This is a genomic window from Rhodoferax sp. BAB1, from assembly GCF_013334205.1.
In the GTDB taxonomy this organism is placed as follows: Bacteria; Pseudomonadota; Gammaproteobacteria; order Burkholderiales; family Burkholderiaceae_C; genus Hylemonella.
In genome coordinates this window covers 204,401-223,969 of sequence record NZ_CP054424.1, presented here as the reverse complement: position 1 = coordinate 223,969, position 19,569 = coordinate 204,401, and the positions used below count along the sequence as shown (strand labels likewise).

20 protein-coding genes and 1 pseudogene are annotated in these 19,569 nt (G+C 64.6%); 12 read left to right on the top strand and 9 right to left on the bottom strand.

Features of this window, described 5'->3' with window-relative positions:
* Window positions 1-23 precede the first annotated feature (23 nt).
* Genes HTY51_RS01085 through HTY51_RS01075 form a run of 3 tightly spaced genes read right to left on the bottom strand, consistent with a single transcriptional unit; the run spans window position 24 to window position 2,643 of the window.
* Window positions 24-1,322: an ATP-binding protein gene (locus HTY51_RS01085; protein ID WP_174250996.1), complete on the bottom strand. Its 1,299-nt coding sequence runs from the start codon at window positions 1,320-1,322 to the stop codon at window positions 24-26.
* A 5-nt stretch (window positions 1,323-1,327) separates the two neighbouring features.
* Window positions 1,328-2,056 (bottom strand): response regulator, encoded by a 729-nt coding sequence (locus tag HTY51_RS01080; protein WP_174250995.1) that lies wholly within the window; start codon window positions 2,054-2,056, stop codon window positions 1,328-1,330.
* Between the two features lie 59 nt (window positions 2,057-2,115).
* The gene (locus HTY51_RS01075) at window positions 2,116-2,643 is read right to left on the bottom strand and encodes a cytochrome b (RefSeq protein WP_174250994.1); all 528 of its coding nucleotides are present in this window, start codon (window positions 2,641-2,643) and stop codon (window positions 2,116-2,118) included.
* Window positions 2,644-2,841: 198 nt separating this feature from the next.
* Between HTY51_RS01075 and HTY51_RS01070 the strand changes: the two genes are divergently transcribed.
* From HTY51_RS01070 to HTY51_RS01040, 7 genes are all read left to right on the top strand, one after another.
* On the top strand, window positions 2,842-3,342 hold the full coding sequence (locus tag HTY51_RS01070) for a Spy/CpxP family protein refolding chaperone (RefSeq protein ID WP_174250993.1): 501 nt from the start codon (window positions 2,842-2,844) through the stop codon (window positions 3,340-3,342).
* Between the two features lie 452 nt (window positions 3,343-3,794).
* Entirely contained in the window at window positions 3,795-4,946 is a 1,152-nt protein-coding gene (locus HTY51_RS01065) for an efflux RND transporter periplasmic adaptor subunit (RefSeq protein WP_174250992.1), read from the top strand.
* Window positions 4,947-4,989: 43 nt separating this feature from the next.
* A complete protein-coding gene (locus HTY51_RS01060; protein WP_174250991.1) occupies window positions 4,990-6,183 on the top strand; it encodes an ABC transporter permease in 1,194 nt (397 codons plus the stop codon).
* Window position 6,184: 1 nt separating this feature from the next.
* Window positions 6,185-6,895, top strand: a complete 711-nt coding sequence (locus HTY51_RS01055; RefSeq protein WP_174250990.1) for an ABC transporter ATP-binding protein — start codon at window positions 6,185-6,187, stop codon at window positions 6,893-6,895.
* Between the two features lie 235 nt (window positions 6,896-7,130).
* Complete coding sequence (gene chrA / locus HTY51_RS01050; RefSeq protein ID WP_174254116.1) at window positions 7,131-8,471, top strand: chromate efflux transporter; 1,341 nt, start codon at window positions 7,131-7,133, stop codon at window positions 8,469-8,471.
* 59 nt (window positions 8,472-8,530) lie between these two features.
* A complete protein-coding gene (locus HTY51_RS01045) occupies window positions 8,531-8,941 on the top strand; it encodes a cytochrome c (RefSeq protein ID WP_174250989.1) in 411 nt (136 codons plus the stop codon).
* Window positions 8,942-8,956: 15 nt separating this feature from the next.
* On the top strand, window positions 8,957-9,421 hold the full coding sequence (locus tag HTY51_RS01040) for a chromate resistance protein ChrB domain-containing protein (RefSeq protein WP_174250988.1): 465 nt from the start codon (window positions 8,957-8,959) through the stop codon (window positions 9,419-9,421).
* 174 nt (window positions 9,422-9,595) lie between these two features.
* Here the strand turns inward: HTY51_RS01040 and HTY51_RS18715 are convergent, their stop codons facing one another.
* Window positions 9,596-9,730 (bottom strand): hypothetical protein, encoded by a 135-nt coding sequence (locus tag HTY51_RS18715; protein ID WP_256406525.1) that lies wholly within the window; start codon window positions 9,728-9,730, stop codon window positions 9,596-9,598.
* Here HTY51_RS18715 and HTY51_RS01035 point away from each other — a divergent pair.
* The gene (locus HTY51_RS01035; protein WP_174250987.1) at window positions 9,729-10,151 is read left to right on the top strand and encodes a hypothetical protein; all 423 of its coding nucleotides are present in this window, start codon (window positions 9,729-9,731) and stop codon (window positions 10,149-10,151) included. The two genes, HTY51_RS18715 and HTY51_RS01035, sit on opposite strands and share 2 nt — an antisense overlap.
* A gap of 3 nt (window positions 10,152-10,154) precedes the next feature.
* Here HTY51_RS01035 and HTY51_RS01030 read toward each other — a convergent pair whose 3' ends face one another.
* Both HTY51_RS01030 and HTY51_RS01025 read right to left on the bottom strand, forming a co-directional pair.
* On the bottom strand, window positions 10,155-11,507 hold the full coding sequence (locus HTY51_RS01030; RefSeq protein ID WP_174250986.1) for an ATP-binding protein: 1,353 nt from the start codon (window positions 11,505-11,507) through the stop codon (window positions 10,155-10,157).
* Window positions 11,504-12,163 carry a response regulator transcription factor gene (locus HTY51_RS01025; protein ID WP_174250985.1) on the bottom strand — a complete coding sequence of 220 codons (660 nt, stop codon included), beginning with the start codon at window positions 12,161-12,163 and terminating at the stop codon, window positions 11,504-11,506. Before HTY51_RS01025 ends, HTY51_RS01030 begins: the two co-directional genes overlap by 4 nt.
* A gap of 67 nt (window positions 12,164-12,230) precedes the next feature.
* On the opposite strand from HTY51_RS01025, the gene dsbD reads away from it, so the two are divergent.
* The 4 genes and pseudogenes from dsbD (at window position 12,231) to HTY51_RS01005 (ending at window position 16,941) form a co-directional block, all read left to right on the top strand.
* Complete coding sequence (dsbD, locus tag HTY51_RS01020; RefSeq protein WP_174250984.1) at window positions 12,231-14,036, top strand: protein-disulfide reductase DsbD; 1,806 nt, start codon at window positions 12,231-12,233, stop codon at window positions 14,034-14,036.
* Entirely contained in the window at window positions 14,033-14,860 is an 828-nt protein-coding gene (locus HTY51_RS01015) for a TlpA disulfide reductase family protein (RefSeq protein ID WP_174250983.1), read from the top strand. Before dsbD ends, HTY51_RS01015 begins: the two co-directional genes overlap by 4 nt.
* Entirely contained in the window at window positions 14,857-15,678 is an 822-nt protein-coding gene (dsbG, locus tag HTY51_RS01010; RefSeq protein ID WP_174250982.1) for a thiol:disulfide interchange protein DsbG, read from the top strand. The genes HTY51_RS01015 and dsbG overlap by 4 nt, the downstream gene beginning before the upstream one ends.
* 319 nt (window positions 15,679-15,997) lie before the next feature.
* Window positions 15,998-16,941: pseudogene (locus HTY51_RS01005) on the top strand (arsenic resistance protein).
* A gap of 272 nt (window positions 16,942-17,213) precedes the next feature.
* On the opposite strand, the gene HTY51_RS18490 reads toward HTY51_RS01005, so the two are convergent.
* The 3 genes from HTY51_RS18490 to HTY51_RS00995 form a co-directional block, all read right to left on the bottom strand.
* The gene (locus HTY51_RS18490) at window positions 17,214-17,705 is read right to left on the bottom strand and encodes a glycosyltransferase family 4 protein (protein WP_217448225.1); all 492 of its coding nucleotides are present in this window, start codon (window positions 17,703-17,705) and stop codon (window positions 17,214-17,216) included.
* 33 nt (window positions 17,706-17,738) lie between these two features.
* Complete coding sequence (locus HTY51_RS18485; RefSeq protein WP_217448224.1) at window positions 17,739-18,260, bottom strand: glycosyltransferase family 4 protein; 522 nt, start codon at window positions 18,258-18,260, stop codon at window positions 17,739-17,741.
* Between the two features lie 71 nt (window positions 18,261-18,331).
* Entirely contained in the window at window positions 18,332-19,549 is a 1,218-nt protein-coding gene (locus tag HTY51_RS00995; protein WP_174250981.1) for an MFS transporter, read from the bottom strand.
* Window positions 19,550-19,569: the final 20 nt, after the last annotated feature.

Sequence of the window (19,569 nt, the reverse complement as noted above, 5' to 3'; positions counted from 1 at the left end):
CGCAGCGTTCCTGCAGGGGCTTCCTATCCGGTTCGCCGTGGCAAGCAGAGCACGGCGCGCAGTCCTCCGCTGGGGCGGTTGGACAGGGTCACGTCGCCGCCGTGCTTGCGCGCGATCTGGCGCACGATGGCCAGCCCCAGTCCGACACCGCCCGTCTCGCGGTTGCGTGACGATTCCACCCGGTAGAACGGCTCGAAGACCTGGTCGAGTTCCGCCTCCGGCAGGCCGGGGCCCTCGTCCTCGACGATGACGCGTGCGCCGTCGTTGTCAGTCTGCAACTCGATATGGGCACGCTGTCCGTATTTCAGCGCGTTGTCGATCAGGTTGCCGATGGCCCGGCGCAGCGCCTGCGGACGTCCCTCAACCCGGGCGGCCGCGGGCGCGGTCAGGCTCACCGTGTGCCCCGCCTCGGCCTGGTCATCGACGAGGCTTTCCAGCAAGGCCACCATATCGAGCGGACTGACCGCCTCGTCGACCGCCTTGCCGCGCAGCAGATCCAGCGCACCGGTCAGCATCTGCTGCATCTCGTCGAGGTCGCGCAGGTTGCGTTCGCGCAGATGCTCGTCCTTCAGCAACTCGCTGCGCAGGCGCAGGCGGGTGACGGGCGTGCGGAGGTCGTGGGACACCGCAGCCAGGAAGCGCTCGCGCTCCTCGATGTCCTGGCGGATGCGCTTCTGCATGGTATTGAAGGCGCGCGCGGCCTCGCGCACTTCGTCCGGGCCGTCCTCGGGCAGGGGGGGCTGGTGCAGGTTCTCCCCCAGGCCGTGTGCCGCCCGCGCAAGGCGGGTCAGCGGACGCACCGTCATGCGCGTGGCGTACCAGATCAGCACGGTGACGGCCGCCAGCATGAGGGCCAGGTTGCCGAACAGGTGCAAGGGCCAGGCGAAGATATCCCGGGGGGCGTTTCCCTGGACCCGCAGCCAGCCGCCGGATTTCAGCTCAAGATAGACGTCGAAGAAGAAGGCGCCCATGCGGGGCAGCGCCACCGCCCGGATGCCGGTCTGCGGCCCGACCACGTCGGCCAGTCGCGACAGAAACTCGGAAGCCCCGGCAGGGGCTTCCCCTGGTGCGGGCGCTGTGGTGACCACCGTCAGGCGCTGGCGCGGCGTGCTCAGGCGTTCGGCGAGCGCCTGCCGCTCATGCCCGACCTGGCTCTCGATCGCGCGATGGACTGCGGCGACACGCTGGGCGAACTCGTGGCCGACGGTCGTGCGCAGGGTAGCCTGTCGCTCGGTCAGATGCATGGCCGCGCCGATCAACTGGGTCAGCACCAGTGCGCCGGCCATGAGCAGCGCGAAGCGGCCGAACAGGGTGCGCGGCAACAGCCTCACCGCTCGGCCTCCACCGTCGCTGCGAGGACGTAGCCTTCGCCGCGCACGGTCTTGATCAGCGCCGGCTCGCGGCTATCGTCACCCAGACGCTTGCGCAGCCGGCCCACCAGCACATCGATGCTGCGGTCGAACAGGATCGCTTCGCGCTTGTTGGCCAGTTCGAGCAACTGGTCGCGCGCGAGGACCTTCTGCGGGTGGTCGAGAAAGACGCGCAGCAGGCGGTATTCGGCGCCGGACAGCGGAACGACCAGCCCGTCCGCCGCGCGCACATTGCGTGTGGCCACGTCCAGCGCCCGGCCGGCGAAGTGGAACGCCCGGGCATCGGCCTGCTCCAGGTTCGGTGGCAAGGCGTGGGCACGGCGCAGGATGCTCTTGATCCGCGCCAGCAACTCGCGGGGATTGAAGGGTTTGGCGAGATAGTCATCCGCCCCCATCTCCAGGCCGACGATGCGGTCCACCTCGTCGCCGCGCGCGGTCAGCATCAGCACCGGCAGGCTGTGCGAACGCGTGCGGAGCTCGCGGCACAGCGACAGGCCGTCTTCACCGGGCAGCATCAGGTCGAGCACGACGAGGTCGATGCGGTTGCCCTCCAGGGCGCGCCGCATGGCCTTGCCGTCGCCCACCGCCGTCACGCGAAACCCGCTCTGGCTCAGGTACTCGGTCAGCAGGTTGCGGATTTCCCGGTCGTCGTCGACGACCAGCAGATGTTCAGGCGTGGCGCTCATGGGCAGATCTTATCGGGCAGGCCGCGCGCGGACAGCCGGCGGCGGCCTGCGTTCGAGTCTTATCGCAGCCGGTCCGGCTTGCGGCTCCCCAGCCCCATGCGGGCGAGCAGGCCGTCCTTGACGATGAACTGGTGATAAAGCGCCGCCAGCATGTGCAGGGCGATCAGGCCCATGGCCACGCGCGAGGCCAGCCCGTGGATCTGGCGCGGCGTGAACTGCCTGAAGTCTTCGGGCAGGCTGCCGGCACCGAACACGGCATCGAAGGCGCCGCTTTGCAGCGCAAGCACGGTACCGCTGACGGCCAGCAGCAGCACCACCAAGTTTAGCGCCAGATGGCCGGCCCTGGCGAGCTTGTCGCCTGCGCTGGACGGCGGTGCCGGCAGGCGTTTGCGCAGGACGATGCGGGTGATGACGAACAGGCCGGCCAGGGCGCCCAGGATCATGTGGATGCGCAGGTTGCCGGTCTTGGCCGGGGTGTTGGGCAGCTCGGCCAGGACGAAGGTGCCCGTGACCAGCAGGAACACGATCAGGGCGGCGGCCAGCCAGTGGATGGCGATTTGCGATTTGGCGTAGCGAAAGGTCTGCATGGAACTTCTCCGTGAAATGGATGGGTGGATTTTCGGCCGGCAACACCGTGCGGTCGGCGCCATTTGGTAACGTACTATGACAAGCCGTCTTTTGTCATATGACCTCACCAAATGGCGCCTGCGCAGACATGTCCGGTTTACATCCGGGGCGCAACCTTCTCCTTGCCATCTGGCGTAACTCACTCAAGGAGATTCGATATGAAACCCACGACACGCAAACTGCTGCTTGCCGGCCTGGCCGTTGTGTCCGTTTTTTCGGCGGCGGCCGTGATCGCCGGCGGCCCGGCTTGCGACGGGCACGGCGGTGGCCGGGCCGGCATGTCGCACGGCATGAGCGGCCAAGGCCCCCGCCACGCGTCCTTCGCCCCCGAAGAGCGCGCAACCCGGCACCTCGACGAACTCAAGTCGACCCTGAAGCTGCAAGCGGCCCAGGAAGGCGCCTGGAATGCGTTCGCCGCCGCCGCGCAGGAGCAGGCCAAGACCATGGGCAAGGCGCGCGACGAGATGCACGGCAAGCAGGTCCAGACCACGCCCGAGCGCATGGATCTGGCGCGCAAGCTGGCCAGGGAGCGCGAGCAGGGCATGGACAAGGTGGCGCAGGCCATGAAGGCCCTGTACGAGACCCTGACGCCCGAGCAGCGCAAGGTGCTGGACCAGCAGCACGGCGGTCGCATGGGCGGCCATCGCATGCACGGCTGAGCGGCCCGCATGCGGCTGGCGCGTGGCAGCGCCAGCCGGCAAAGGCCCTGTGCCTGCCTCAAGGCGTCACGGAAGCGATTCCGTGACGCTTTTCCATGAGGGTCTGCAAGAAGACACACGAAGTTCCGCAAGAGCGACCGGCCAGCCTGCTGACCCTCTGCCGGGAAGCTGAAGACCGGGATACGCGTGGCTTGCACCTTCGATGCCGGGGTGACCTCCAGTGCGCAGGCTTTGCGGGGATTGCAGCTTCAGGTGAGATCCGTGACGCAAGCCTGAAGGTACTGCTCCCAGCATTATTGCAACACAGTGTGTCAACCGGAGGCCTTGTCATGTGCTCTCACCAAGAGTGCCGATGCCGACCCGCCAGATGCCGGATGATCGGGGCAGTGGTGCTCGACGATCCGGCGCCATGACACGTTCCCTGAAGCCCGCTTTCCGATGAGGCCATCTGTATGTCGAGTACCGCAGCAACCCGAAAACTGATCGTCGCCGCCCTGGTGATCATCCTCCTGGCCGGTGCTTTCGGCTATTGGCGCTTCGGCCGATCGGTCGAGGTGGCCGCGACGCCGGCGCGCCAGGGGGCCGTGGTGGTGCGCGTGACGGGGCCGGGCACGGTCCAGGCACGGACCACGGTCGCGCTGGCGGCGCGCGTCAACGGGACGGTTGTCGAGGTGCGGGCCGATGTGGGTGACCGCGTGCGCAAGGGCCAGCTGCTGGTGACGCTGGACGACCGCGAGTCATCGGCCCGGCTGGCGGGTGTGAAAGGGCAGCAGGCGGCCGTGGCGCGCAACATCGAAGCCGCGCAGGCCACGCTTGCCAAGGCCCAGGCCGATCTGGAACTGGCGCAGTCCCGGCAACGGCGTGACGCCGAGTTGCGGCAGCAGGGTTTCGTCGCGCAGGCGGTGGTGGACGCCAGCACCGCGGCGCTGCGCAGCGCGGTGGCCGGGGTCGATGCCGCCCGGGCCAGCCTGGCCGCCCGCGAGGCCGACGCCACGACGGTGGCGAACGAGGCGCGTGCCGCGGACGTGACGCTGACCTACGCACGCCTGGCCGCGCCCATCGACGGCATCGTGATCCAGCGCCTGGCCGAGCCGGGCAACACTGTGCTCACCGGCTCGCCCCTGCTCAGGCTGGTGGATCCGGCCACGCTGTGGGTGGCCACGCGGGTGGACGAATCGGTGGTCGATCGTGTGGTGCCGGGGCAGAAGGCGCAGATCCGCTTGCGCAGCGGCGAGACGCTGACCGGCCGGGTGGCGCGCATCGCCCGCCTGAGCGACGCGGCGACGCGTGAGCTCGACGTGCACGTGGCCTTCGACACCCCGCCGGCGCGCTTTGCCATCGACCAGGAGGCCGACGTCAGCATCGATACCGGTTCGCTGCCCGGTATCGTGGTGCCGGCGACGGCGCTGACGAAGGACCGCAGCGGCCAGACCGGCGTGCTGGTGATCGAGGAGGGCCGCACGCGCTTTCGCGCCGTCAGGACCGGTCACGCCGATGCCGGGGTGGTGCGCGTGACCGAGGGGCTGGCCGGCGGGGAGTCCGTGGTCAGCAACGCCGCGGGCGTACGCTCCGGTCAGCCGGTGCGCGTGGCCGCCGGCGGCTGAACCCGGCGCGCGCAGCGTATCAAGGAAAGGACACGGGCACACGATGGACCTGGCACTCAAGGACATCCGACGGCACCTGGGCAAGTTCCTGTCCACCATCGCCGGCGTTGCGATGCTGCTGGCCATCGTGCTGGTGATGAACGGGATCTACCGCGGCAACATCGAGGACGGCATCTGGCTGATCGACAACATGGGCACCGACCTCTGGGTGGTGGAACGCGGGCGCGGCGGCCCGTTCAACGAACCCTCGCGCGTGCCGCTGGACAGCTACAAGAGCGTGGCGGCCACGCCGGGCGTGGCGAGCGCCAGCCCGCTGGTGCTCTACACCGCGCAGCGCGAAATCGGCAATGCCTCGCAACAGTTCACCGTGATCGGCTATGACGTGTTCGGCGGTGCGGGCGGCCCGGGCCGGCTGGTCGAGGGGCGCACCATCACGGCACCGCGCTACGAGATGGTGGCCGACAGCAAGCTCGGCCTGCGCCTGGGCAGCCAGGTGCCGCTGGGCGGCGACACCTACACCGTGGTCGGCCTGACCCGGGGCGCGGTCGATTCCGGCGGTAACCCGCTGATCTATCTGTCTCTGCCCGATGCGCAGAAGGTGCAGTACGAGCAGGACGACCGCGCCCTGACCGCGGCCCGCGCGACCAACCTGCAGCGCCTGCTGCGCGCGGGTTACAGCGAGGAACAGGCCAACCGCCTGCTGCCCCTGCTGTCGAGCAGCAGCAACAACATCAACGCCGTGCTGGTGCGGCTGATGCCCGGCGCTGACCCGCAGGCCGTGGCGCAGCACATCCGCGATTGGCTCTACTTCAACGCCTACACCACCGAGGAAGAGCGCACCTTGATGATCGAAGGCCGTCTCAGCCGCATGTCCGCGGTGCTGGGCCTGTTCCGCTCGCTGCTGATCCTGGTGTCCATCGTGATCATCGCGCTCATCGTCTACGTGCTGACCATCGAAAAGATCAAGTCGATCGCGACCCTGAAGCTGATCGGCGCGCCCAACCGGGTGATCGTCCAGCTCATCCTGACGCAGTCGATGCTGCTGACGCTGGCCAGCTTCCTGCTGGCCTACGGCCTGCGCGAGGTGATCGCGCCGGGCTTTCCACGCACCCTGGCTTTCACCACGCAGGAAACGGCAGTGACCTTTGCCGTGATGCTGGTCGGCGGCCTGGTGGCGAGTTTCATGGCCATCTGGCACGCGCTGCGCACGCCCCCGCAGCTGGCCCTGGGAGGTTGACATGGCGGTTCTGGAACTGCAGGACGTTTCGCAGACCTTCGGCACCGGCGAGCTCGCGGTGCAGGCGCTCAAGTCCACCACCCTGAGCGTCGAGGCCGGTGAGCTGGTGGCGCTGCTGGGCCCCAGCGGCTCGGGCAAGAGCACGCTGCTGCTGGCGATCAGCCTGATCCAGCCGCCGACGACCGGGCGGATCGTCATCGGCGGGCAGGTGCTCTACGACAACGGGCCGACCGGGGTGGACGAGCGGGCCTTCCGCCTGCGCAAGATCGGCTTCATCTTCCAGCAGCACAACCTGATTCCCTTCCTCACCGCGCTGGAGAACGTGGCCCTGATGCTGCAGCTCAACGGCGTGGGCCGGCGCGAAGCCAACCGCCGCGCGCGCGAGCTGATGGACTACCTGGAGATCGGCCACCGCGCCGACTCGCTGCCCGCGCGCCTGTCGGGCGGCGAGCAGCAGCGCGTGGCCATCGGGCGGGCGCTGGCCAACGAGCCGGCGCTGATCCTGGCCGACGAGCCGACTGCCGCGCTCGACACCGAACGCGGCACCAAGGTCATGGCCTTGCTGCGCAAGATCGCGCGCGAGCGGCGCTCGGCGGTGATCACCGTCACGCACGACCATCGCATGATCGAAGGTTTCGACACCGTCTACCACATGGACGACGGGCGCATGGCGCGTGTCGATCGGACCGCGGGAAAACCTGAACTGGCATAGGCACGAGGTGCTGACGCACAAGCATCCGCATTACCCGGACATCCATCACCGGCACGGGCATTGAACCTGGAACCGGCAGTGGCGGGGCGCCGGAACGCGATATGATCGCGGCACAATTTGCCGGGGACATGGCAGCCTCCCCGCCCCAAGACGCTTGCGTCCAAGGCCTGCTCTGATCTTGGGTTCAAAAGCCCGAAGAGGAGAGTGCGTGGACAAGAACGAAGCAAGTACCGGCGTGGGTTCCGAAGCGAGCCCCGCCCCATCCCCCATCACCCTGGCACAAGCCACACGCTACTGGCTCAAGCTGGGTTTCATCAGCTTCGGCGGGCCGGCGGGTCAGATCGCCATCATGCACCACGACCTGGTGGAGAAAAACCGCTGGATCTCGGAGAAGCGTTTCCTGCACGCGCTGAACTACTGCATGGTGCTGCCCGGCCCCGAGGCCCAGCAGCTGGCCACCTACATCGGCTGGCTCATGCACCGCACCTGGGGCGGCATCATCGCGGGCGCGCTGTTCGTGCTGCCTTCGCTCTTCATCCTGATCGCCTTGTCCGCGATCTACATGGCTTGGGGCGAGACGCCGCTGGTGGCGGGGCTGTTCTACGGCATCAAGCCGGCAGTGACGGCCATCGTCGTGCAGGCCGCGCATCGCATCGGCTCACGCACGCTCAAGAACCCATGGCTGTGGGGTATCGCCGCGGCGGCCTTCGTGGCCATCTTTGCGCTGAACCTGCCCTTCCCGCTGATCGTGGGCCTGGCGGCCGTGTTCGGTTATCTCGGGGGACGCTACGTCCCGGACAAGTTCCGCATCGGGGGCGGGCACGGCCAGGGCAAGGCGTCCTACGGCCGGGCGCTGATCGACGACGACACGCCCACGCCGGCGCACGCGCGCTTTCGCTGGGGCCGGCTGGCCCAGGTGGCCGTGGTCGGTAGCCTGCTCTGGCTGCTGCCCATGGGCCTGCTCGTGCTCGGCCTGGGCTGGTCGCACGACTACACGCAGATGGCCTGGTTCTTCACCAAGGCGGCGCTACTGACTTTCGGCGGTGCCTATGCGGTGCTGCCCTACGTGTACCAGGGCGCGGTGGGGCATTACGGCTGGCTCACGCCCGAGCAGATGATCGACGGCCTGGCCCTGGGCGAGACCACGCCCGGGCCGCTGATCATGGTGGTGGCCTTCGTGGGTTTTGTCGGGGGCTACGGCCAGGCCTTGCTGGGGCCGGACGCGCTCTTCCTGGCCGGGGCGCTGGCCGCGGTGCTGGTGACCTGGTTCACCTTCCTGCCGTCCTTCCTCTTCATCCTGGCCGGCGGTCCGCTGGTCGAGTCCACCCACGACGACCTCAAGTTCACCGCACCGCTGACCGCCATCACGGCCGCCGTGGTGGGCGTGATCCTGAACCTGGCTTTGTTCTTCGGCTACCACGTGCTCTGGCCCCAGGGTTTCGAGGGACGCTTCGACGTCGTCTCGGCCGGGATCGCGCTGGGCGCGGCGGTGGCGCTGTTGCGCTACAAGCGAAACGTGATGCATGTGCTCGCCGCCTGCGCTGTGCTGGGGCTGATTCTCAAAACAATTTTCTAGGAGGCATGATGCAGACGACGATTCGAAGACGCTGGGTACCGGCCTTGCTGGCCGCTCTAATGCTGGTCCCTCCGGCCCTGGCACAGGACCGCAGGACCGAGCAGGCGATCAAGCACCGGCGTGCGGCCTTCACCCTGATGGCCACCTATGTAAATCGCCTGGTCCAGACGGCGGACGGGCAGCGCCCCTTTGATGCCCGGCTCACGACCGCCGATGCCCGGGCCGTGGCCCTGTTGAGCCAGCTGCCCTGGGAAGGCTTCATCGAGGGCAGCGAACGCGGCGACACCCGGGCTCGGGAGGACATCTGGCTCGACGAAGATAAGTTCAAGGTCTATGCCGCGGACCTGCAGGGGCAGTCTTCGAAGCTGGTCACGGTGGCCGAGGCGGGTGATCTGAAGCGTTTCAAGGCCACGCTGGTCGAGATGCGCAACACCTGCTCGGCCTGCCACAAGGCTTATCGCAAGGACTGAGACAGGAGCATGGCCATGAAATGGATCACGCGTGAACGCCCCAAGATCGACCGCATCGCCTGCCCCTGGCTGGTGGCGCGGTTCATCGACCCGCAGGCCGAGTTTCTCTATGTGCCCGGCGCCGACGTGCTGCGTGTGGCGCAGGAAACCGGCGCCATACCCTACGACATCCCCGGCGTGGAACTCAGCCACGTGGGCGAGTTGTGCAGCTTCGACGCCTTTCTGCGCAAATACGAGCTGAACGATCCGGCCCTGCAGCAACTGGCGGCCATCGTGAGAGGCGCCGACACCTCGCGCCTGGACCTGACGCCGCAGTCGGCAGGCCTGTACGCGATCTCGCTGGGCCTGTCGCGCAATTTCGCCGACGACCACGAGATGCTGCGTCACAGCATGGTGCTGTACGACGCGCTCTATGCCTGGTGCCGGCAGGGGCAGGGCGAGTCGCACAACTGGCCACCGCAGATGCCGACACCTGGATGAGCACCCGCAGGCCTGCTAGGCCACGCACCGTCAGCGCGTGCCGCCGCCCCGGCCGCGCCAGAGGCGCTTCTCCAGCGAGATCACGGCGGTCCCCAGCACGGCAATGAGCGCGGCCAGCAGCCAGTCGTCCGCATCGAGGGGATGGGTGTGGAACAGGTCGTTGAAGAGTGCCAGTTAGACGAAGGCCAGTTGCAGGGCCAGACAGGCCAGGATGCCCACGGGAACCCAGCGGTTGTTGAACAGGCCGATGTGCCGCAGGCCCTGGGTCAGCGCGCGGCAGTGCAGCAAGTAGAGGGACTGGAACATCATGATGGCGGTGACTGGGCGCTGTCTGCTTGGTGCTGGGCAGAGACTCGCCGGTGAGCACGGATTCGTCAATGCTCAGGCCGTTGACGTCGAACAGGCGCAGGTCGGCGGCGACCTAGTCGCCCGGCTGCAGCAGCACGTCGCCGGGCACGATCTGGCTCGCAGTGCGTTGGAGGGTTGTTCGCACCGTCAAGTGCGCTATGAGGCGCACAGCAATACCGGAGTCGATACTGTCGCCGACATGTGCGCTCTTGACGACGTACAGGTCTTCAAGTGCACCACGTTCGATGGCCGTGATGAGTTCGTCGAGGCTCTTCGTTCCGTCCGCAGTCAACTTCGAATAGAAGTCCTCTCCGACGCCAACATCTCGTATGCCAACCAGAGTTGGCCGAGCGTCGCGTCTATGCAGGCATGGATTAGGTAGTTCTCAATAAGCCGCAATAGGCAGGGTGAAGTTCGCGCACAGCCCACCGCCTTGCCGTGGCACAAGGCGTAATTCGCCCCCATAGCGTCTGGCAATGCCATTTACGATCGACAGCCCCAGGCCGCTACCCTGCCCTGACTTATTACGACGCCAGAAACGGCTTGTCGCCATGGCACATTCTGCCTCACTCATGCCGCACCCACGGTCCAAGACCTGGAATCGAAAGCAATCGTTATCCAACCGCTGGATGCGCAGTTCCACGGCGCCCCCAGAGGCAGAAGCCTGCAATGCGTTCTCCAGCAAGTTGCGCAGGGCAGAGACCAGCAAGGTGTCAGGAATCGCCACTTTTCCCGGATCCTGGTTTACTTCCAGATTGACCTGCCCTCGGCACTCCCGCGAGGCTTCGATCTCACTCACTGCCTGTCGGGCAGCCGCCATTGGATCGCTCTTTGGCCACGACTCCGAATCCCGAGGACCTTCCAACCGCGCAAGCAGCAAGAGCTGTTCCAAGGTGCGCTGCATACGAAGCACGCCCTCATCTGCGTGCGCAAGTGCGTTCGACACCTCACTGTTATCAGTACGCCCGAGCGCCAACCGCAACACCTGCAAGTGCGTTTTCACCGCAGTGAGCGGCGTCCGCAACTCGTGTGCCGCATCATCGCTAAAGCGGCGCTCCCGAGCAATCATGCTACGGACCCGATGGAGAAGACTTCCGATAGTCGCAACCAGGGGCGTCAGTTCCCGAGGTACCTGCACCTGAGGCAGCGGAGTATCGTCATCCGGCTTACGCGCGGCGAGCACGCTGCGCATGCGCTCCAGCGGCGCCAGCCCGCCTCCAATGCCAAACCAGAGAGCCAGCAGTGTCCCCACGAGCGCAACTCCGAAGGGGATGGCGGTGGTAAGCGCCACGTTACGCAACATCGACTCCCTCAGTTCGATCCTTTCGGCTGTGGCAATGCGTAGGCCGCCCTGACGCAGCACGTAGGTTCGCCAAAACTTGCCGCCGAACACACGCGTGCTGTAACCGGAGGCGACATCGTCCATAGCAGGACTAGAAGCGGTTCGGGCAACTTTTTGCATACTCACCTCACCGCGCAGCACGCTCACTTCGCAGGCGAGACCGTCGCGCGCGACGACGTCGAGCAGTGGCGCGGCCGGTACCCCTGCGGCCAGCGTCGCGGAAGGAAATTGCGCCGCCAGTCCAGCTACCATGCGGGCGGAAGCGGCCAAGCGATCGTCCATCGCCGTTCGTAGTTCGTCATGCAGCCCCGCTATCATCCAGGCAGCCACGACACTCCAGATGGCAATCAGCGAGGTGCCGATGATCGTCAGAAGACGAAGGCGCAGGCTGTTCATGCGCTTCCCAGCCGGTACCCCAGGCCGCGCACGGTTTCGACGATGCCATTGCCAAGCTTACGCCGTAGATGGTGAATATGCACGTTGACGGCATTGCTTTCCACGTCCTGGTCTAAGCCGTAAAGGCGGTCGCGCAATTGCGCCGCACTCAGCGCCTGCCGAGGGTGCTGCAGCAAGGTGGCGAGCAGCGTGCGCTCTCGGCGCGTGAGCTCCACGGGCTTTCCGTTGAGCCAAGCGAGGCCGGAACCCGACTCGAAGGTCAAAGCTCCGTGCACGATGCTGTCTGTGCTCCGACCGGCTGCACGCCGCAACAGTGCATGCAGCCTTGCCACCAACTCGTTGAGATCGAAAGGCTTGAGCAGGTAGTCGTCCGCCCCAAGTCGCAAACCGCGGACCCGGTCGGATGTGGCGTCACGGGCGGTTAGCACCAACATCGGCATCTGCAGTCCACGCGAGCGGCACCGTGCCAGCAAGTCCATTCCGTCGGCATCCGGCAACCCAAGGTCCAGTATGACAAGGTCGAATTCGCCTGCGGCGAAAGCGGCTTCGGCTGCTTGGGCGCTATCCGCATGGTATGTGGTGAACCCATGTAGGCGAAGTCCGGCAAGCACGCCATGTGCGACAAGCGCGTCGTCTTCAATTAGGAGGAGGTGCATGGTAGGAGCCGTAATGCCGCCTTAATCGCAGCACTCCACAATGGCGCGACACGAAAGGCAAAGGCGCATGAAAAGACTATTTGAAGCCCTAAGGCTGAAACAGTTCCCGATCTGGCCCATTTTTCTCGCCGGGCTGCTGGTGCACCTCCCGACCCTGGGAGAACCTCGTTTCCTGGAGCCAGAACAGGCTTTCCAGTTGAGCGTACAGGAGACGGGGGAGGATAAGGCGATCAACCTTCAATGGAAGATTGCGCCAGGATACTACCTGTACCGCGACCGCATCGGCGTCAACGGCCAGGGCGTCGGTACTGTGACGCGTCCAGCTGGGGAGTCCAAGGAAGACCCCAATTTTGGCGCGGTTGAAGTGTACCGCACAGAAGTCGGCGTCCAGGTCGATGCCGGCGCAGCCAAGAGGCTGGATGTCACCTGGCAAGGATGCGCGGAAGACGGGCTGTGCTATCCGCCGGAGAAGCGCGCAATTGCCCTCGCCAGCGCTTCGCCGGTAAGCGCCGCAACTGCTGCCCTGGCCCCAAAGACGGCGGCGCCCGCAGTTACCGCAGGGCTGGGCAGCGATACCCAATTCAATCGCATACTCAATGAACGTTCGCTGCTGTGGACTGTGCCGCTCTTTTTTGTATTAGGCATCGCCCTTGCGTTTACACCTTGCGTGCTGCCAATGGTTCCAATTCTCTCCAGTATCGTGATCGGCAGCGGAGCTACGCCTCAGCGCGGGCTGTTTCTGTCGCTGGCGTTTGTGGTCCCGATGGCGGCGGTCTACGCTGGGCTCGGTATGCTCGCCGCGCTGGCGGGCGCAAGCCTGCAAGCGATGCTCCAGAGTCCGTGGACCGTGCTGTCCTTTTCCGTCGTGTTTGTGGTACTGGCTCTCTCGATGTTCGGCTTCTACGAGCTGCAGTTGCCTGCCTTTCTGCGCAACCGACTGGCACGGTCTTCAGCGCGGGGCGGCAGCCTGGCCGGTGCCGCCACTATGGGCGTGCTTTCCGCCGTCTTGGTGGGCCCGTGCATGACTGCGCCCCTCGCTGGCACCTTGCTGTACATTGCTCAGGGCGGCCGCACTGCGGAAGGGGTAATGCTGTTGTTTGTGTTGGGTCTTGGCATGGGCGTGCCGTTGGTGGTGATCAGCACGATGGGTGCCCGCTGGCTACCACGGCCAGGAAGCTGGATGAACCGAATAAAAGCGGCTTTCGGGTTCTTGCTGCTTGCCGTAGCTGTCTGGATGGCGGATCGCGTACTACCGTCCTCCTTGACGGTGCTGCTATGGGGGGCTCTACTCATCGCAGTGGCCCTCTCGCTGTGGGCAGCGACCGCCGGCGCGGCGACGGATGTTTTGGTGGCAAGACCTCTCCTAGCGCGCAGTGTTGCGGCCGTCGCAGGGCTCTGGGGCGCAGCCATGGTGCTCGGAGCGGCCGCTGGGGCGAGCGATCCAGTCCGACCGCTGGACTCGCTGTTGAAAGCCTCTGCTTCGGCTTCTACATCAGCAATGGCGAGCAAGTTCGAGATTATTCAGGACCCCGCACTTCTCCAGGCGCGGCTGGACGCAGCTGCAGCAGGGGGGCGGCCAGCACTCGTGGAATTCTCCGCCGACTGGTGCACCTCCTGCAAGACCATCGAACACGAGGTCTTTGGCGATCCGAGAGTCGATAAAGCGCTTGAGAGCTTCGTGCTGCTGCGTGCCGATGTCACGCGCAGCGACGCCGCCCAACGCGCCTACATGCGGAATTACCAAGTGATGGGGCCGCCCACGTTACTGCTGTTCGACCAACGCGGGCAGGAACAGCGCGAGCAGCGGCTGGTCGGCGAGTTCGCCCCGGAAACACTGCTGCAGCACATCGCGGCGAAAGGTGGCAGCTCATGACCCAGAACGTTACCCTCGGACCGCTGGTCCTGTCCGTCCCGCTGCTGCTGGCGATCGCATCCTACATGCTGGCAACCTTCGCTGGCCGCCGCGCTGGCCGCGAAAGCGCCGTTGACATCGAGCGTCAGTTGTTGCGTATGCTTGTTATCGCCCTCGTAGCGGCACGTGCTGCCTTCGTGCTGCAGTTCTACGATGTCTACATGAAGTCGCCGCTCGACATCCTGAACATCCGTGATGGCGGTTGGAATGCCTTGGTAGGGCTGGGCGCAGCCATGGCCTACGCTGGCGAGCAACTGAGTCGCCGTGCGGCTATACGCAAACCTTTGATCATAGCGCTTGGCACGGGCGCGGCCGTCTGGTTCGCAGGCGCACTGGTTCTTGGCGCTGGCTCGCCCAGCGAAGTGCGTATGCCAAGCCTGTCGCTAGTTTCAGTCCATGGTTCAACAGTGGCACTTTCTTCTTTCGAAGGCAAGCCCACGGTCGTCAACCTGTGGGCCACTTGGTGCCCACCATGCCAACGCGAAATGCCGATGCTGCAACAAGCTCAGGCCGCTCATCCTGAGTTCCACTTCATCTTCCTGAACCAGGGTGAGTCGCCGCAAAGGGTTTTGGAATACCTCGACGCCAGCAAACTAAATTTACGCAACGTTCTGCTAGACACGCGCAGCGAAGCCGGCTCTCTACTGGGCCACCGGGCCTTGCCGACGACTCTTTTCTTCGATGCTCGTGGCCGCCTTGTCGATACTCGCCTTGGAGAACTGTCCGAAGCCTCGCTAGCTGAGCGTCTCGCCACCCTTTACCCGTCCACCACACCCCGCCTATGAAACTGAAGCTCTCACGCCTGCCACTTGCCGCCCTCAGCGCTGTCGCCGTCCTCACCCCAATCGTCGTGGTTGCCGCCCCCAATCGGCCTGCCGCGCTCCAGGCACTGGAGCAGCAGGGCGTCACCATCGTCGGGACATTTCCTGCACCTGGCGGCCTCACGGCCTGGGCCGGGTTCATCGGGCAACGCAGAGTCTCGCTCTTTGTCACGCCGGACGGAAAGCACGTCATCGCTGGAACCCTGCTGGATGCTGAAGGTAACGAAGTGGCCGAAGTTGCGCTTGAGAAGGCAGTTCGGGAGCCCATGACCGCCGGTATCTGGAACCGGTTGGAGTCCAGCCACTACATCGAGGACGGCAAGAAAGGAGCGCCGCGCACCGTCTACGTCTTCACGGACCCCAATTGCCCGTACTGCAACAAATTCTGGGCGGATGCGCGGCCTTGGGTAGACAGTGGCAAGGTGCTGCTGCGCCACGTGATGGTGGGCATTCTCACGCCGACCAGCGGCGGGAAAGCGGCGGCCCTGCTGGCGGACAAAAACCCAGCCACCGCTCTGGACGCCTACGAACGAGGGCACATGTCCCAGAACAGCAAGACCATTGCATCCGGCCGTGTCCGGCCCCTGGGTGATGCCGGCCTCAAACCGCTAGAGAAGATCCCTTCCGATATTCGCGCCAAGCTTGATGCGAATGAGAACCTCATGGCGTCTCTTGGCCTGCAGGCCACTCCCGCAATGGTCTGGCGTGATGTGAATGGTGTAGTACAGATGCGTACGGGTGCGCCGAATGCCGCCCTGCCCGCCATACTGGGCTCCCGTTGACGACCGAAGCACCGCAAGATCGCCAAACTTTCTGCAAAAGCGGGAGCTGTTGCCCGAAAAACAGTCGATAAGGAGTAAGCGGCTGGCGATCCCATCTTCATGGGTAACAGCTCGCGAGCTCCAAGGCTCCGGTTGGGGGAATGCCGTGAAGAATCTGCTCAAACCGGCGGGTTAGTCTTGCCACCTCAGGATGAGGGCTTCCATCGTCTTGGGGTCTCAAACAAGCTTTCAGCGGGGCACTAAGATACTATGGCCTGCTGCGCAGGCCGCCCACTGGGCAGCGGCGCCATTGCATGGCCCGATCCGAGAACCACAGAATATGCAAAACATAAGAGATGCGCTTGAACGGCATCAGGTTTCGATTTATTTCGTGGCGGTTGTGATCGCGACTGTTGTGGCCTTGACCATCTCAGGCACCGCGGTGCTTGAAGGAGCCATCAATCCAGCCCTTGCGCTGATGTTGTACGTCACGTTCCTGCAGGTCCCAGTCGCGGAACTCAGGCGCGCGTTTGGTCAGGTTCGGTTTCTTTCTGCGCTGCTGGTAGCCAACTTCGTTATCATTCCGCTGCTGGTCGCTGGTCTGATTCAGTTCCTGCCGGTGGATCCCATGCTAAGGCTGGGTGTGCTGCTGGTCCTGCTCACGCCATGCATTGACTATGTGGTCACGTTCGCCCACCTCGGCCGCGCTGACGCGCGCCTGCTGCTGGCGGCGACGCCTGCCTTGCTCATCACACAGATGATTCTGTTGCCTGGATACCTGGGTCTGTTCCTCGGCGAAGATGCGGCCCGCTTGGTCAAGGCGGGGCCTTTCATTCACGCATTCCTGTGGCTGATCGCGGTGCCACTGGTGCTGGCGGCCTTGACCCAGCTGTGGGCTGACAGGAGTGAAAGCGGAGTCCGCGCCTCTGCCTTGTTGGGGCTGCTTCCAGTACCAGCAACAGCGGTGGTGCTCTTCGTCGTCGTTGCAGCGATGGTGCCGGCCCCGCAGCTGGCTCCGCTTTGCGCGTGGTGCCGATCTACTTAGCGTTTGCTGTCCTGGCACCCCTGCTTGGCTGGTTGGTGGGGCGCATGTTTGGGCTGGATGCCGCAGCCGGATGCGCCGTTGCCTTCAGTACCGGCACCCGCAACTCACTGGTCGTCCTGCCACTTGCGCTCTCCGTGCCAGGAGCCATACCCATTCTGCCGACCGTTATCGTCACGCAGACACTGGTGGAACTCTTGAGTGAGCTGGTGTACGTTCGCTTGATTCAGAAACTGAGGTGACAAGAAGGAGATGTGACGCGCGCAATAGCGACATGGTCAACCTCCGCATTCCCGCGACTTTGAGAAGACTCTCCGGAAACCTCAACGCCCGTCGTTGATGCGCTCGCCGATCTGTGCGCACGAAACACTCAGAGCCTCTGAAAAAGAGAGCATCCTCTCCGATTGCCCCCTTCGTCAGGGAACCAACCCGAGCCAGTCACTGGCTCGAACTGGCATCAGTGATGCCTCTGAATACTTCGCACAGTCAAGTATTCGTGGCGATAATCGAAGCTTTATGAACGCTCTCCCTGCAGATCGGCGTAGATGTCTTCATACTCACCCGCAACCTGCTCCCAGCCTCGCACATAGGATGGCGCAGGTGTGCGGCGCTCCAGTAGACGATCAACGGCATCAGCCCAATCCTGCACCGACTTATCGAGCGACAGGACGCTCCCGGCCTCAGTGGACACCTCCTCAGCCGCTCCGCAAACATCCGACACCACCACTGGCAGCCTAGCCGACATCGCCTCGGTGATCACCATGCCTAAAGGTTCGGCCCGCGCAGGATGCAGCAGAATATCTAGTTCGGGATAGGGGACCTCACCTGACCAGGGGGTCAAGCTGTAGCCCGTGGTCCAGTCGGCAAACAGGTGCTGCACAGCGGCTGGATCAGCTCCGATCACACGAAACTCCAAAAACGGGCGCTTATGCCGCAACAGGGCCATCGCTTCTACGGCAAGAGGAAGGCCTTTGCGGTTCCACTCCTTGCCGACAAAGCCAACCACGCCGCCATCCGCCGGCACATGTCGATGGATCCTCTACGCTCCAGGCTTGACCGCTGGCAGGACCGGCCTAGTCATCTTGGGTGCCACCCACGGGTAGTAATGGGTAACCTGCCGTTCAATGAGGCGCGAGACTGGTACGACGCGCTTGGGCACGGATAGCTCGCGCTTCTCCAGGTAGAGCTGCATGCGCACGCGCAGGGCCAGCCAGCGCCACCAGGGTCGCTCAAAAATCGTGGCAAAGGGCTGCCCATGCCAGGTCGTGAGGTGATGGCTATCCAGGCGCTCGTGACTGTGAACGATACGGGTCGCGTCTGGATGCCGGTCAAGCCACACGCGAACACGTCGGCTGAAGCGTAAAAGGGCCAGCCAACGCGGGCGAGCAAGACACTCCCCCAGTTCGACAACCGCTATGCCAAAAGGCAAGGGCTCGTGGCAGCGCTCACACAAAACAGTGACCCGGTGGCCTCTATCACGTAAAGCAAGTACTGTTTCCCAAACATAGCGCTCCATGCCGCCTACGAGGCCAAAACGGCGAACCACAAAGGTGATATTCATCCTGCCAGCCTCCGCGTTGCCAGTACCGATAAGAGAGAGGTTTTCATAGAAAATCAACCAGAAGGAAAGGGTCAGGCCGGGCTGGAAAGTTCTTCCTCCGGCCAGGCTTTTCGGGCGAGCAGGGTGCCGACTAAGGCGATGCACGCCAGTACGGCAAAGGTCGCTGGCATGCCAGCCATAACTCCTACGCCTCCAGCAATCGGATACGTCAGGAGCCAGCAGGCATGCGTGAGCGAGAACTGGGCCGCAAAGACAGCGGGGCGGTCTTCAGCCGAAGCGGACCGGCGTAGCAGTCGTCCACTTGGAGTCTGCAACATCGAATAGCCGACTCCGAGGATCATTAAGAGCCCAAGGAAGAGCGGCCACTCCAAACCGGAGGCGACCTGACTGATTCCCACACCAAAGAAAAGACCCGCTGTCATGATCACCGCTCCAGCGAGCATCGGACGGCGGTCTGGCATGCGGTCCAGAAGCCTGGGGAGCAGCAGTGCGATGGCCATGGACCCGAAACCGAAGCAGGCCAGCGCTATTGCAACATCCCCGCTGGGACGGCCCAGCTTGGCTTGCACATAGACCACCGTGTTGACGATGACCATAGAACTGGCAGCTGCCGCGGCAAGATTGAGTGCCAGCAGTCCTCGCAGACGCGGCGTGCGCAGGTAGATCGAGACGCCCCGGAAGGTCTTGTCCAGAATGCCGCCTGTGCGCTGGAGTGCCGCAGGCCTGGGCAACCTCACGGACAGGACCAACAGGGCAGACACCAGGAAACCCACCACGGTAAATCCGAACAGCCAATGGAAGCTAATGGCGGTCAGCAACGCTGCCGCAAGGACCGGGCTGACGAGGCTTTCCGTGTCGTAAGCGACACGGGACAGCGCCAAGGCGCGCGTATAGTCCTTTTCCTCGGGGAGGACGTCCGGAATCGTCGCCTGGAACGTGGGCGTGAAGGCCGCCGAGCAGGACTGAAGAATGAAGATCAGTACGTAGATCTGCCAGACCTGCGTCACAAACGGCAGGCTGATGGCGACGGCCGCCCTGATCAGATCCATGGTAACCAGGAAGGCGCGCCGCGGCAACAGGTTCGCAAACGCGCCGACCACAGGTGCCACGCCCACATAGGCCACCATCTTGATCGCCAGTGCTGTACCCAGCACGGCACCGGCTTGCGGCCCGGCGATCTCGAAGGCGAGCAGCGCGAGCGCCACGGAGGCCAGACCGGTTCCGAGCAAGGCGATCACCTGGGCAAGGAACAAGTGCCGGTAGGTTCTGTTAGACAAGACATCAAGCATGAAGTAACCCTTTGATGCAG